We start from the raw sequence: 13552 nt of genomic DNA on the forward strand, positions 1-13552 counted from the left end.
CGACCCCGGCATGGTACTCAGCAAACTACAAAATTGACCAGGCCTGGCGAAATCGTCAAACAAAACCTTCACTCAAAACGCGAAAGACACGAGGCCCTGAAAACGTGAGTCAGCAAACCATTAATTACGACGGCATTGAAACCCAATCGGTCGCGGCCTTTACCGAAAAGGCCTATCTCGACTATGCCATGTATGTGATTCTGGATCGGGCATTGCCCCACATCAGCGATGGACTCAAGCCGGTGCAGCGCCGGATTGTGTACGCCATGTCCGAACTGGGGCTGAAAGCGTCGGCCAAATACAAAAAATCGGCCCGAACCGTGGGCGATGTGCTGGGCAAATTTCACCCGCACGGCGATTCGGCCTGTTACGAAGCCATGGTGCTGATGGCGCAATCCTTTTCCTTTCGTTACCCATTAGTGGACGGTCAGGGCAACTGGGGTTCGGTGGACGATCCCAAATCCTTTGCCGCGATGCGTTACACCGAAGCCAAGCTGTCAAAATTTAGTCAGCTTCTGTTGCAAGAAGCCGCTCAGGGCACGGTGGACTGGGTCCCCAATTTTGACGGCACACTGGACGAACCGTCTGCCCTGCCTGCCAGAGTGCCGCACGTCCTGCTCAACGGCACGTCGGGCATCGCCGTGGGCATGGCCACCGACATTCCGCCGCACAACCTGCGCGAAGTCGTGGACGCCTGTGTGGCGCTACTGGACAACCCCAAACTGACGGTGGCGGAGCTGTGCCAGTATCTGCCGGGGCCGGACTACCCCAATGATGCATTGATCATCACCCCCGAAGCTGAACGCCTGCGCATGTACGAGACCGGCAACGGTTCCATTCGCCAGCGGGCGCATTACCTGGTCGAAGACAAGGTCAATGTGGTGATCGACGCCTTGCCGTTTCAGGTCTCCAGCACCAAGGTACTGGAACAGATTGCCAGCCAGATGCGCGCCAAAAAATTGCCGATGGTGGTGGATCTGCGGGATGAATCGGACCATGAAAACCCGATTCGACTGGTGCTGGAATTGCGTTCACGCCGGGTGGATGTGGCCGCGACCATGGGGCATTTGTTTGCCACCACCGATCTGGAGCGCAGTTACCGGGTCAATCTGAACGTGATCGGGCTCAATGGGCGCCCCCAGGTCAAGGATTTGCAAAGCCTGCTTTCGGAATGGCTGCGTTACCGCATGGAAACGGTGCGCCGCCGCCTGCAGCACCGTCTGGACAAGGTACTGGACCGGTTGCATTTGCTGGAAGGGCTGTTGCTGGCGTTTCTGAACATTGACGAAGTCATCGCCATTATCCGCGAAGAAGACAAGCCCAAGCCCGAGCTGATCAGCCGTTTCGGCCTGAGCGAACGCCAGGCCGAGGCGATTCTGGAATTGAAACTGCGCCAGCTGGCCAGGCTGGAAGAAATCAAGATCAAAGCCGAGCAGGACGATCTGGCCAAAGAACGCGACCGATTGGAAAAAACGCTGGGCAGCCAGACACGGATGAAAACCCTGGTCAAAAAAGAACTCAAAGCCGATGCCGAGGAATATGGCGACGAACGACGCTCGCCGATTGAAACCGTGAACCCTGCCCAGGCGCTGAGTGAGCAGGATTTGCTGCCATCCGAGCCGGTGACGGTGATTCTGTCGGAAAACGGCTGGGTGCGTGCGGCCAAAGGCCACGACGTGGATGGCCGCCAACTGACCTACAAATCCGGCGACGCTTTCCGGGCGCAGGCGTCCGGTCAGAGCCGTCAGCAGGCGGTGTTTCTGGACAACCACGGACGCGCCTATTGCGTGGCCGCTCACTCTCTGCCCTCGGCACGCAGTCACGGCGAACCCCTGAGCGGGCGCTTGAATCCCGCCGCCGGTGCCCAGTTCCGTGAAGTGTTGCTGGGTGATCCCTCGCAGGAAGTCTTGTTGGCTTCCTCCGCCGGGTTTGGCTTTATTACCCAGCTAAGCAGTCTGATTTCCAAAACCAAGGCCGGCAAAGCGGCGGTGACCTTGCCCAAGGGTGCCGCATTATTGCCCCCAGGCGAGGTGAAAGCCGATGACTGGATTGCGGTGGTGACCGACGAACCACGTCTGTTGGTGTTTGAGCGCTCGCAATTGCCGGTGCTGGCCAAAGGCAAAGGCAACAAACTGATTCAAATGCCCAAAGGCGTCTCTGTCCGCGCTGTGTTTGCCTTTGCCCCCGGGCAAAAACTGGAAATCATTGCCGGTGACTATGGCAAGGTGTTCGGCCCCACCGCTCTGGAAGCGGCCATGGGCCAGCGTGCCAGCCGTGGTGTGACCCTGCCTCGTACCCTCAAGAAAACCGATCTGATTCGACTCGCGCCATAACCTCATGCCCTTTCAGGCTTTTTCTCGCTCGCCCATGCTTCTCACCTGGCCCCTTGGGCGGTGAGTGCTTTGTTTCGAGCAAAGGACGTTTTGGATTTGGTTTTTTACCAGGCCTGGTTGTTTCTCTGTTGGTATTATTATTGCTTTTCCGGTCATGGTGGATTCAATGGAGTCTGTCATAAATTCGGAAGCCGTGAAAACACAACGGATCGGCTGGCCGGACGGGTAATTCAAATGGCTTAAAAAAGACGCAATTTATGTTCGCAAAACCTTTGGCAATTCTGGTGATTCTGTTCAGTCTGTTTGGCGGCTTTATGCTGGCCGGCGGCGATCTGATTGCGCTGTGGCACCCACCGGAGCTGGTGGTGATTCTGGGGCTGGGGCTGGGAACCTTTCTGGGGGCAACGCCCGTGTATGTGTGGAAGCGGACGCTGGTGTATACCGGTCGCTTTTTCGCTGGCGGACGGATCAAGCAGCGCCTGTATCTGGAAACGCTGGATCTGCTGGACGAACTGTCACGGATGGCGCGTTCCCAGGGGTTGCTGGCACTGGAAAACCACATTGCGGCCCCCGACAGCAGTTCCATTTTCGCCAAATACCCAACCGTATTGAAACACAAGGACCTGCGTCGCTTTATCATCGACAATTTCAATTACCTGTTGCTTAATCCGCCGCAGAGCCTGAATTTCGAAGAATTTCTACATGACCAGATTGACGACCTGATTGATTCCATGATGGAGGTCCCCAAGGCCACGGGCAAACTGACGGCGTTGATGCCGGGCTACGGGATCATCGCGGCGGTCATGGGGGTGATTCTGACCATGAACTTGTTGGGCGGAGACATGGATGTAGGCGAAATCGGGACCTCCATCGGGGCCGCGCTGGTGGGGACCCTGACCGGGATATTCTTTGCGTTTGCGGTTTTTGCGCCGTTTACCCACTCGGTCGAGATCATGATCCGTCAGGACCGGGCCCTGTTTGAAATGACGGCGTCGTTTTTTGTGGCGTTTGCGCATGGCGTTTCGCCCAGCATGGCCATGGAAATTGCCCGTCAGCGGGTGCCGCCCGAATTTGCCCTGCCCAGAAACGATTAGCCCCTCAGCGTCATTGGCATTCAGCTAGTGACGCTGTTTGATTTTTTGCATCAGTGGAAGACGCAGACCTTATGGCCAAAAAACGCAGAAAAAACGAGGAAGGCGGTGAAGAAGGCGGTGCCTGGGAGATTGCGCTCGCGGATTTGATGACCGTGCTGATGGTGTTTTTTCTGGTGATGTGGCTGATCTCGATTGTCGATCCTTCTGACCGTGACAGTTTTGTCGATTCGGTGATGGGCAAAGGCGGGGCCGAAAAAATCAGTGTGTCCGAATCGTCATCGGCAACCGACCAGATTGTGCCGATTGAGGAGCTCAAGCCGCCCGTGTCCGCCGAGCAAATCCAAAATTCAATGTCGGAAATGAATCCCAAGGACGTTGAAATTGAAGAGACCGCCGAATACACCAAAATCACCCTGCACTCAGACAGCTTTTTTGAGAGTGGTCGGGCCAACATCACCGACAAAACCCGCGAGGAGCTGGAGAAACTGGGGGAAACCCTCACCGGTCGCGGCCGGCCGATTACGATCACAGGCTACACCGACAGCCTGCCCATCTCCAGTTTGCAGTTTCCTTCCAACTGGGAACTTTCTGCCGCCCGTGCGGCCACGATTGCCCGCACCTTCATTTATATGGGGGTGAACAAGGACCTGGTGACCATTCGCGGCAAGGGCGACAACGAACCTCTGGCCTCCAACGATTCCTCCTACGGACGCTCACTCAATCGGCGTGTGGTGATCAAAATCGACAAACAACCCGGCGGCAACCGCACGGAGTCTTAATCATCCTGTCTAATCCGATTTGCCTGGCTGGCAGATCGGGCAGTCCGGGTCGCTGGTCAGATTCAGACTCTGACATTGCATGCTCAGCCCATCCAGCAACAGCAAACGCCCTTGAAGGGTTTCCAGTCCCGCCAATACCTTGATTGCCTCCAGTGCCTGAAAACTGCCGACGGCCCCGACGATGGGGGCGGCGACCCCGTTTTGGGCGCAATTGGCATCGGCCTGACTGGTGTCGGGATACAGGCATTGGTAGCAGGGGGTGGCTTGGCGGCGAAAATCGAACGTGGTCAGCTGGCCTTCCCAGCGAATCGCCGCCCCCGACACCAGTGGGGTTAGGTGACGATGACACAGGCGGTTGAGTTGAAAGCGGGTGGCAAAATTGTCGCTGGCATCCACCACCACATCGGCGGCCTGCACACAGTCACTGAGTTGCTCCTCGTCCAGCCGGGTCTCATGGGTGATGACGTTGGTGGCCGGATTCAGACGGGCGATCCGTTCGCGGGCAGACGCCACCTTTTTCTGATTCACATTGTGCTGTTCATGAATGATCTGGCGTTGCAGGTTGGAGGTGTCGACCTCATCAAAGTCCACCAATGTCAGTTGCCCTACCCCGGCGGCGGCCAGATACAATGCCACCGGCGAACCCAGTCCGCCCAATCCCATAATCAGAATCCGCCCGTCGGCGAGCGCGGCCTGCCCGGCATAACCGATTTCGGGCAGCAGAATCTGGCGGCTGTAACGGATCAGTTCGTCATCGCTCAATTGGGTCATAATCTGCCTCGTCAGGGTGCTTTCGTAGGGTCCATTGTCTGCGCCATCGTCACGCGCGGTTGCCCCCCCAAGTCCGTGTGGGTGATGGGAGGATGCCAGAGTCGCTCACTGAAATAGGATTGTACGGCTTCTGCCTGGTTATAGCCATGCTCGAGCAGCAGCCAGCCGCCTGGATTCAGATGGGCTGGTGCCTGTTCAATGATCTGGCGCAGGTCGGCCAGTCCATGCTGTTGGGCCACCAGTGCGGTTTGCGGTTCAAAGCGCAGGTCACCCTGACTCAGATGCGGGTCATCGGGTTCCACATAGGGCGGATTGGCGACCACGCAGTCAAATCGCAGACCGTTTACTGGCGCAAACCAGTTGCCCAAATGCCAGTGAATGTCGAGTCCGTGAGTACGGCCGTTTTGCCGGGCCACGGCCAGCGCCGCCTCGGAACGGTCCACGGCGTGGCAATCGGACTCGGGCAGCGCGTTTTTGAGCGCGCAGATGATCGCGCCACTGCCGGTACCCAGATCCAGAAATGACCAGGCCTGGTTGTTTTTGCTTTGTTCGCGCTGCAGCGTGAACGCGGTTTCTACCAAGAGTTCGGTGTCCGGGCGCGGAATCAAGGTGTCGGGGGTGACGCGCAATGTCAGCCCCCAGAATTCACGCTGCCCGAGGATGTAGGCCACGGGCTCGCCCTCACAGCGACGGTTGACCAGTTCTGCCAGTCGGTTGGCCTGCTCCGCGCTCAGGGGGCGTTCCGGCCAGGTAAACAGGGCGCTGCGCGGTTGCTCAATCACCGCCATCAGCAGCAGATCGGCTTCCAGCGCCGCTTCTTCCAGCCCTTTCTCCTTCAGACGCTGGCGCGCTGTTTGGCGGGCCTGTTCGTAGGTGGGCGCTGGGGTCACGCGTTTTCCTGACTGAGCGCGGCCAGTTGCTCGGCCTGATGTTCGTGTACCAGCGGGTCGATCACCTGAGCCAGTTGTCCCTGCATCACGTCGTCGAGTTTGTACAGGGTCAGATTGATGCGATGATCGGTGACCCGCCCCTGCGGATAGTTGTAGGTGCGGATGCGTTCGGAGCGGTCGCCACTGCCGACCTGACTTTTGCGTTCCTGAGCAATGTCTTTGGCCTGAGCGCGTTCGCGTTCGTCCATGATCCGTGCGGCCAGCAGAGCCATGGCTTTGGCGCGGTTTTTGTGCTGGGAACGCTCTTCCTGACATTCCACCACTGTGCCGGTGGGAAGATGGGTGATGCGGATGGCCGAGTCGGTTTTGTTGACGTGCTGGCCCCCGGCGCCAGAGGCGCGAAAGGTGTCGACCCGCAAATCCGCCGGATTGATGTTGACCTGTTCCACTTCGGCGGCTTCGGGCATGATCACCACGGTGGCGGCGGAGGTATGGACCCGGCCCTGGGTTTCGGTCGCTGGTACCCGCTGCACCCGGTGCGCGCCGGATTCGAATTTCAGATGGGAGTAGGCCCCTTCCCCGGCAATGCGGGCGATCAGCTCTTTGTATCCGCCATGTTCGCCTTCGGTGGCACTGATGATCTCAACCTGCCAGCGTTTCAGCTCGGCGTAACGGCTGTACATGCGAAACAGATCGCCGGCAAAAATGGCGGCTTCGTCCCCGCCGGTACCGGCTCGGATTTCCAGAAAGATGTTGGCGTCATCGTTCGGGTCTTTGGGCAGCAGCATGGTCTGCAGACGGGTTTCGAGTTCGACCTGCTGTGCCTCCAGTTCCTTGAATTCTTCCTGTGCCATTTCCTTGAGCTCACCGCTTTCCTGGCTGATCATTTCCCTGGCTTCGTGCATGGCGGCTTCATTGGCTTCAAAGGTTTCAAAGGCCTCGATCACCGGCGTCAGTTGCGCATGTTCTTTGGTCAACTGGCGAAATCTGTTCTGATCCCGAATGATTTCCGGGTCGGAAATCAGGTGGCCGACTTCGTCCAGACGTTCGGCCAGATGCTGTAATTTGCTGCGGATGGACGGCTTCATATGGCTCCAAATCAAAAATGAAAACGAGGGAATCGGGGTGGTGCGCTCAGTCGCTAAAGCGCGTCGGAAGGCTTGACCTGAAAAAAGGTGCCGGGCGAGGGACGTGGGCTGGGGGTCAACGTTCGTTTCTGCGGGGCGCTCGCCTGATGGGCCCGGGTGTTGGGTTCAGGCGAAGGGTTGGAGGGAGCGCTGTCGGTTGCGGGTTCGGGCGTTTGCGCCGCCTTGTCGTTTTCCGAAGGCGTCAGCAGGCGTTCGGCGGCATGCACAAGCGCCTGTTCCCCTTCCAGACCGGCCTGATGCAACTGGGTGGTAGGGCCGTGCAGGATTTTATTGGTCAGCTGGTTGGCCAGTTTGGTGACCACCTGTTCGGGATCGGTGCCATTTTCAAGCTGCGCCCGCGCCTGTTCCAAAGCCTGCATTTTCAGTTCGTGAGCCTGTTGGCGGAACGATTGAATGATCGGGCTGATCTGACGGGTGGCCTGGTATTGGTTCAGAAACGCCTTGGCCTGCAGGTCGATGATTTCTTCGGCCGCCTGGGCGGCGTCCTGACGTGAGCGTTTGTTTTCCGCAATGATCGCCTGCAAATCGTCCACGGTGTAGAGATAGGTATCGTTGAATTGGGCCACGGCCGGGTCAATGTCACGGGGCACGGCAATGTCGACCATGAAAATGGGCTTGTTGCGGCGTTTTTTCAGGGCGGCGGCCACCTGGGCTTTGGAAAGCAGATGCGTAGGCGCGCCGGTGGAAGCGATGACCATGTCGGCTTCGTGCAGGTGATCGTCAATTTCCTGCAGGTTGATGGCGTAGCCCCCCAGGTCTTCGGCCAGATTGTGGGCTTTTTCCAGTGTGCGGTTGGCGATGATCAGGTGACCGATGCCGCTTTCGTGCAGATGGCGGGCCACCAATTCCGACGTCTCGCCCGCGCCAAGCAGCAGGGCGGTCTGTTCGGACAGTTGACCGAAAAACTGCTTGGACAGTGCCACCGCTGAAAACGCCACCGACACCGGGCTGGAACCGATGGCGGTGTCGGTGCGCACTTGCTTGGCGGTTTTGAAAATGTGTTGAAACAGGGCGTTGAGAATCTGATGGACGCTGTCGGCTTTGCGGGCCGCGTGGTAGGCGTCCTTGATCTGCCCCAGAATCTGCGGCTCGCCCAGAACCAGCGAGTTCAAACCACTGGCCACACACATCATGTGGCGGACGGCGGCCAGTTCTTCGTACTCATACAAGAAGGGGTCGATGCTGTTTTCCTGAAGCTGAAAACGCTGGTGCAGCCAGCGACGGAGATCCGCCGGGATCGCGTTTTTTAGAATGGCGTAGAGTTCGGTGCGGTTGCAGGTGGAAATCAATACGGCTTCGTTGGCCAGCCCTTGATCACGCAGTTCGGTCAGCGCTTCCTGAACCTGATCGGGCGAAAAGGCGACAGTCTCGCGAACGTCGACAGGCGCTGTTTCATGATTGACCCCTAAAACCAGTAGTTTCATACGTATTGAGCTGCCTGTTATCCTTGCGTGACAAATTCCGCTGACAAAATCGCGCTGAAAATGTGGAACGTCCCTCTGCGGCGTCATGGGCCGTCCCTTGCTCGACGCGAAAACCTGCTGGCATCATCCGGCGTCTTAGTTGATAAATGGCGTATCGGCCGCCGTTTTTATCCCTTCATGACCTCGTGCAAAGGACTTGTGAACCGTTAATTTTGCTAAATTATTGCCATAATTGCAAGTTTTCCCAAAAACCGAACGCCCGGGAGGCGCGCTGGCGTATGGCTTGCACAAAGACCCAAGGGTGGTATGATTTGAATGTTTATTCCAGCCCTTGTGTTCTATGAGTTTGTGCTGAGGTCGCGCAGCAAATTGTTTTCACAAGGAAATTTTCGAAGAAGCGTCGTATCCAAGATTTCGGCCGACTGAGAAAATATTGCTTGTGGAATCAAGAGGCAAGCGAGATCGGTACAAATTTGTGAAATATTCGGGCTAAGTTTACGGCGAAAAGGTGAATTTGTGGGGTTAAAACGTTTATTGGTATTGGGCCTGATGGTCGGCGGAGTCAGTGGTTGTTCGGCTTTGTCGTCTGCTGACCGGGATGCGGCTCTGAAACGTTCGGCCGAATTTGTCCCCGGTCCCGAGTTGAGGGACCCGCAGACATCGTCGTCAACGCAATCGTCGCAGGCCGACACAACCGGCTCCGAAGAACGCCTGATGAAACCGCCCTCTGCCACCGAACTCGATCCACAGGTGATGTACGAGGTGTTGCTGGGCGAGATGCTGGCCTTGAAAGGGGCTCAGAATGATGCGTTCCGTATTTTGTTTCCTCTGGCCGAGCAGACCCGTGACCCAGGCCTGGCAGAAAGAGCCTTTCAGCTTTCTATGGCCACTTTCGATCTCGAAGCCATTCAGGCCGCGACCGATCTGTGGCGTGAGATTTCTCCCGAATCTTCCGTCGCCTGGAAGGCGTCCTATCTGATGGCGGTACGAGACGGGGATCAGTCCAAAGCCAGAGAGCATTGGGACCGTTATCGGGCCGTGTCGGAACAGACCCTGGATCAGGATCTGGTGCAAGCGGCCATGCGCCTGCGTCAAACGGCTCCCGCCGAGTCGGGACTGGCGTTCATGCAGTGGCTGTTGCAAACGCACCCGGAAAAGGCCACGGTACAATATGGGATGGGGTTGGTCCTGCATGCCTATCAGCAATACTCTCCCGCCATCGACTATCTCAATAAGGCCATCGGTGGTTTTGAGGTGATGCTCTCGGATGTGACACCTGCCTGGCCGGCCTCGCTGTCACAGCAGTTTAGAAACGAGATGGCGCCTGAGGGGTTTGCCCAGCCCTGGCTTTTGCAAGTTTACCGTCAGGCCCATCTGCTGATGGCCGAGTCCTATCTGGGCGTGGATCGGCCTCAGTCCGGTCTGGACGCACTGGCCGATTATGTGGAAGCCTATCCCGATGACTGGGCCATGCAGGAACGTTATGCCCGTCTGGAGGTCAAGGCCGGGTTTTATCATCAGGCCGAACAACGCTATCAGGCCGTGGTGAACCACCGGCCTGATGCGCATCAGACCCGTCTAGCGCTGGCACTGCTGAGACTGGAGCAGGGCGATTATGAGGGCGCGATTGAACCTTTGGAACAGCTGAAAGCCACGCGGAGCTTTGAATCTGCCGCCCGTTATTATCTGGGGCGCATTGCCCAGCAGCAGGGCGAGGAGGAACAGGCGCGTGCCTATTATGAATCGGTGGTTGACAGCGAATACGGGTTGGATGCCCGCCTGCATCTGGCCGAGCTGACCTATGACCAGCTCGGACTGGAAGCGACGCTGGAACAGTTGTCGGCGTTGTCGCCTGAGTCGGTGGAAGACAAGGTCCGAGTGCTTCGTGCCAGAGCGTTGTTTTATCGCAAGGCCGGTCAGTTGGATCAGGCGATCGACCAGTATCAAGACGCGATTGCTCTGACTCCGGACAATGTCGGCCTGTATCTGAAGCAGGCGATGCTGCAGTTTGAAGCCGAGCGGTTCGAGGCATACGAGGCCACACTCAAGCAAGCGCTGGATCTGGCACCGGCGCATGCGGAGCTGTTGAATGCGCTGGGGTATTTTTATGTGGAGCAGAATCGGGAGTTGGAGCAGGCGACCGAGTTGCTGGACAAGGCGGTGGCACTGGCACCCGGTCAATTTCATATTCTCGACAGTCGCGGCTGGCTGGCCTACAAAAAAGGCGAACTGAAGGACGCCGAGCGCTATCTGAGAAAAGCGTTGAGCATGCAGATGGATCCGGAAGTGCTGGCGCATCTGATTGAGGTGCTCTGGGTCGATGGTCAGAAGCGTGAGGCGCGCGCCTTGTGGCAGAAACACAGATCGTCGTTTCCCGATCACGAACCTTTGCAGACGCTGATCCAGCGTTTGCAGTCATCCTGACCTTTACAGGCCGCCGCGCACAGAACGTCTGTCGGGTTTGTGTCCGACCGACTTCCGGCTTTTTTCCCGGAAAAACGCAATTTCGGGTTGCTTTCGTGTTCTGAGTATGGATAATACCGACCTGTCTTAAGGACACAGTAAAAAACTGACAGTTGGGCTATAGCCAAGCGGTAAGGCAACGGGTTTTGATCCCGTCATGCGCAGGTTCGAATCCTGCTAGCCCAGCCATTTTTCCTTACCGAATTCTCAAGCAACAGTTTCCTGGTTCCCGCCATAGGAGCGCCTGAATGGCCTACGCATACGCTAACGTCCGGTTGTTCGCCGGTAACGCCAATGTCAGCCTCGCCGAAAGCATTTCCTCTTCCATTGATATCCCACTGGGTCAAGCCGATGTCGGTCGCTTCAGTGATGGTGAAATCATGGTTCAGATCAATGAATCGGTTCGAGGCAAAGATGTGTATGTGCTGCAGCCGACTTGTACGCCCGAACCGGCGGTCAATCTGATGGAGCTGTTGGTCATGATCGATGCCCTCAAGCGGGCATCGGCCAAACGGATCACGGCGGTGGTGCCCTATTACGGGTTTGCCCGCCAGGATCGCCGTCCCAATTCCGCCCGAGTGCCCATTACCGCACGACTGGCCGCCGACATGATTACGGTGGCCGGGGCGGATCGTCTGATTACGGTCGATCTTCACGCCGACCAGATTCAGGGCTTTTTTGATATTCCGGTGGACAACATCTACGGGTCGCCCACACTGGTGGACGACATGCGCGCTTCCGGCCACATCGGTGAAGACAATATGATGGTGGTGTCGCCGGACATGGGCGGTGTGGTGCGTGCCCGGGCCGTGGCCAAGGCACTGGGATGCGAAATGGCGATCATCGACAAACGTCGCCCCAAAGCCAATGTGGCGCAGATCATGCACATCATTGGCGATGTAAACGGGCGTGACTGCGTGCTGGTTGACGATCTGGTCGATACGGCCGGCACCCTTTGCAAAGCCGCCGACGCCTTGATTGAGCACGGTGCCAAAAGCGTGACCGCTTATGTGGTGCACGCGGTGCTGTCCGGCCCGGCAGTGGAAAACATCAATCGGTCCAAGCTGACCGAGCTGGTGGTGACCGACACCATTCCATTGTCCGAAGAAGCCCTGAATTCAGAGCGAATCCGTCAGGTGTCGGTGGCGCCGGTGCTGGGCGAAACCATTCGCCGTGTTCACCAGGAAGAATCCGTCTCCGAGATCATGCCGATCCGCTCCTGAAGCGGTGGTCGCCTGTCAAAACCACCAGGCCTGGTCAATTTTGCATTGACACAGATCGGCAAACCTTTTCATTTCCTTTGAAATCCGTATAATACCTCTCTTCAATGTTTCGTCTGGTCGCGGACGAAACCTATCGGGCCTGTTTGGCCTTTGACAACAGTGAACACTGTGATGAAAATCTGGAGAAACCAATGACTGATTTGACATGGACAGCCGAACTTCGTTCGGAAGAGGGGAAAGGTGCGAGCCGCCGCCTTCGTCGAGCGAAGAAAGTTCCGGCCATCGTTTACGGCGGAGAGAAGGATGCCAAATCCATCGCTCTGTCCAGCCGTGAAGTAGAACGTGCGCTGGAAAACGTGGATTTGTACAACACCGTACTGACGCTGGAAGGCGCCGGTGACAAAGAAAATTGTGTGATCAAGGACCTGCAGCGTCACCCGGCCACCGGGTTTGTGTCACACATCGATTTTCAGCGTGCCACTGATGCGACCTATATCACCAAGCGTGTGCCTCTGAACTTCAATGGTCAGGAAGGCTCGCCCGGTGTGAAAAAAGGCGGCATTATGTCGTTCATGCAATCCACCGTGGAAGTGCGTTGTTTGACCAAGGACCTGCCAACTTCGATTGATGTCGATGTGTCTGGGCTGGACGGCGGTATGAATATTCGCCTGTCTGAACTGACTCTGCCAAAAGGCGTCACTTTGACCGCCTTGACGCACGGCAACAAAGATTATGACCAGGCCGTAGTTGGTATTGGTAAAATCAAACGCGCAGTCTGATCGGACTCGCGTTAAGCAATTAAAGACCCGCTTATGGCACGGATAAAGCTTATTGTTGGCCTCGGAAACCCTGGGACACAATATGAGCAAACCCGCCATAATGCGGGTTTTTGGTTTGTGGACGAGGTTGCACGCAATTATCAGGTGCAATGGCGTCCAGAGACCAAGTTTCTGGGGCTAGTGACCCGCATTCAGCAACCGGACATGGATGTGTGGCTGCTCAAACCCACCACCTACATGAACCGAAGCGGTCAGTCGATTCAGGCGTTGGCGAATTTTTACAAAATCGCTCCGGAAAACATTCTGGTGGCGCATGACGAACTGGATCTTGCCCCGGGCGTGGCCCGTTTGAAAACCGGTGGCGGTCACGGCGGCCACAACGGCCTGCGTGACACCATTGCGGCGTTGGGAACAAAAGAATTTCAACGCTTGCGATTAGGGGTTGGCCACCCGGGGCACAAGGACCAGGTGGTGCAGTATGTGCTCAAATCCGCTTCCAAAGTCGATCAACAGGCGATTTTGACCGCCATTGACGAAGCGGCGCGCGTTCTTTTGCACATGGTGAACGGCCAGCGCGATGCGGCCATGCAGCAACTGCATACGCATACTTAATCTATTCTACCAACGCATCTTCACGCAAGGAGCAAC

The 13552-nt window shown here is 57.0% G+C and carries 11 protein-coding genes and 1 tRNA gene; 8 read left to right on the top strand and 4 right to left on the bottom strand.

What is annotated here, in order from left to right; genetic code table 11:
• Positions 1–104: 104 nt before the first annotated feature.
• The 3 genes from parC (at position 105) to A377_RS0106705 (ending at position 4206) form a co-directional block, all read left to right on the top strand.
• On the top strand, positions 105–2333 hold the full coding sequence (gene parC / locus A377_RS0106695; protein WP_019895481.1) for a DNA topoisomerase IV subunit A: 2229 nt from the start codon (positions 105–107) through the stop codon (positions 2331–2333).
• Between the two features lie 257 nt (positions 2334–2590).
• Entirely contained in the window at positions 2591–3427 is an 837-nt protein-coding gene (locus A377_RS0106700; RefSeq protein ID WP_019895482.1) for a motility-associated protein, read from the top strand.
• A gap of 71 nt (positions 3428–3498) precedes the next feature.
• Positions 3499–4206, top strand: a complete 708-nt coding sequence (locus tag A377_RS0106705; protein WP_019895483.1) for an OmpA/MotB family protein — start codon at positions 3499–3501, stop codon at positions 4204–4206.
• A gap of 9 nt (positions 4207–4215) precedes the next feature.
• On the opposite strand, the gene A377_RS0106710 is transcribed toward A377_RS0106705, so the two are convergent.
• Genes A377_RS0106710 through hemA form a run of 4 tightly spaced genes read right to left on the bottom strand, consistent with a single transcriptional unit; the run spans position 4216 to position 8439 of the window.
• Complete coding sequence (locus A377_RS0106710; RefSeq protein WP_019895485.1) at positions 4216–4977, bottom strand: HesA/MoeB/ThiF family protein; 762 nt, start codon at positions 4975–4977, stop codon at positions 4216–4218.
• A gap of 11 nt (positions 4978–4988) precedes the next feature.
• The gene (gene prmC, locus A377_RS0106715; RefSeq protein WP_019895486.1) at positions 4989–5867 is read right to left on the bottom strand and encodes a peptide chain release factor N(5)-glutamine methyltransferase; all 879 of its coding nucleotides are present in this window, start codon (positions 5865–5867) and stop codon (positions 4989–4991) included.
• Positions 5864–6955: a peptide chain release factor 1 gene (gene prfA, locus A377_RS0106720; RefSeq protein WP_019895487.1), complete on the bottom strand. Its 1092-nt coding sequence runs from the start codon at positions 6953–6955 to the stop codon at positions 5864–5866. Before prfA ends, prmC begins: the two co-directional genes overlap by 4 nt.
• A 53-nt stretch (positions 6956–7008) precedes the next feature.
• Positions 7009–8439 (bottom strand): glutamyl-tRNA reductase, encoded by a 1431-nt coding sequence (gene hemA / locus A377_RS0106725; RefSeq protein WP_019895488.1) that lies wholly within the window; start codon positions 8437–8439, stop codon positions 7009–7011.
• A gap of 516 nt (positions 8440–8955) precedes the next feature.
• Here hemA and A377_RS12740 point away from each other — a divergent pair.
• From A377_RS12740 to pth, 5 genes are all read left to right on the top strand, one after another.
• Positions 8956–10863, top strand: coding sequence for a tetratricopeptide repeat protein (locus tag A377_RS12740; protein WP_157760782.1), 1908 nt, complete (start codon positions 8956–8958; stop codon positions 10861–10863).
• Between the two features lie 153 nt (positions 10864–11016).
• Positions 11017–11091 (top strand) — tRNA-Gln (locus A377_RS0106740).
• Positions 11092–11150: 59 nt separating this feature from the next.
• Positions 11151–12125, top strand: coding sequence for a ribose-phosphate pyrophosphokinase (locus A377_RS0106745; RefSeq protein WP_033422848.1), 975 nt, complete (start codon positions 11151–11153; stop codon positions 12123–12125).
• A gap of 191 nt (positions 12126–12316) precedes the next feature.
• Positions 12317–12904 carry a 50S ribosomal protein L25/general stress protein Ctc gene (locus A377_RS0106750; RefSeq protein WP_028485335.1) on the top strand — a complete coding sequence of 196 codons (588 nt, stop codon included), beginning with the start codon at positions 12317–12319 and terminating at the stop codon, positions 12902–12904.
• Positions 12905–12937: 33 nt separating this feature from the next.
• The gene (pth, locus tag A377_RS0106755; protein WP_028485336.1) at positions 12938–13516 is read left to right on the top strand and encodes an aminoacyl-tRNA hydrolase; all 579 of its coding nucleotides are present in this window, start codon (positions 12938–12940) and stop codon (positions 13514–13516) included.
• Positions 13517–13552 lie beyond the last annotated feature (36 nt).

Origin of the sequence: Hydrogenovibrio halophilus DSM 15072, assembly GCF_000384235.1 — a bacterium.
GTDB lineage: Bacteria > Pseudomonadota > Gammaproteobacteria > Thiomicrospirales > Thiomicrospiraceae > Hydrogenovibrio > Hydrogenovibrio halophilus.

Bases quoted from the DNA above. Each gene is read 5' to 3' on its own strand.
- A377_RS0106700 (WP_019895482.1), top strand. From the start codon at position 2,591: ATGTTCGCAAAACCTTTGGCAATTCTGGTGATTCTGTTCAGTCTGTTT.
- A377_RS0106705 (WP_019895483.1), top strand. From the start codon at position 3,499: ATGGCCAAAAAACGCAGAAAAAACGAGGAAGGCGGTGAAGAAGGCGGT.
- A377_RS0106710 (WP_019895485.1), bottom strand. From the start codon at position 4,977: ATGACCCAATTGAGCGATGACGAACTGATCCGTTACAGCCGCCAGATT.
- prfA (WP_019895487.1), bottom strand. From the start codon at position 6,955: ATGAAGCCGTCCATCCGCAGCAAATTACAGCATCTGGCCGAACGTCTG.
- hemA (WP_019895488.1), bottom strand. From the start codon at position 8,439: ATGAAACTACTGGTTTTAGGGGTCAATCATGAAACAGCGCCTGTCGAC.
- A377_RS0106745 (WP_033422848.1), top strand. From the start codon at position 11,151: ATGGCCTACGCATACGCTAACGTCCGGTTGTTCGCCGGTAACGCCAAT.
- A377_RS0106750 (WP_028485335.1), top strand. From the start codon at position 12,317: ATGACTGATTTGACATGGACAGCCGAACTTCGTTCGGAAGAGGGGAAA.
- pth (WP_028485336.1), top strand. From the start codon at position 12,938: ATGGCACGGATAAAGCTTATTGTTGGCCTCGGAAACCCTGGGACACAA.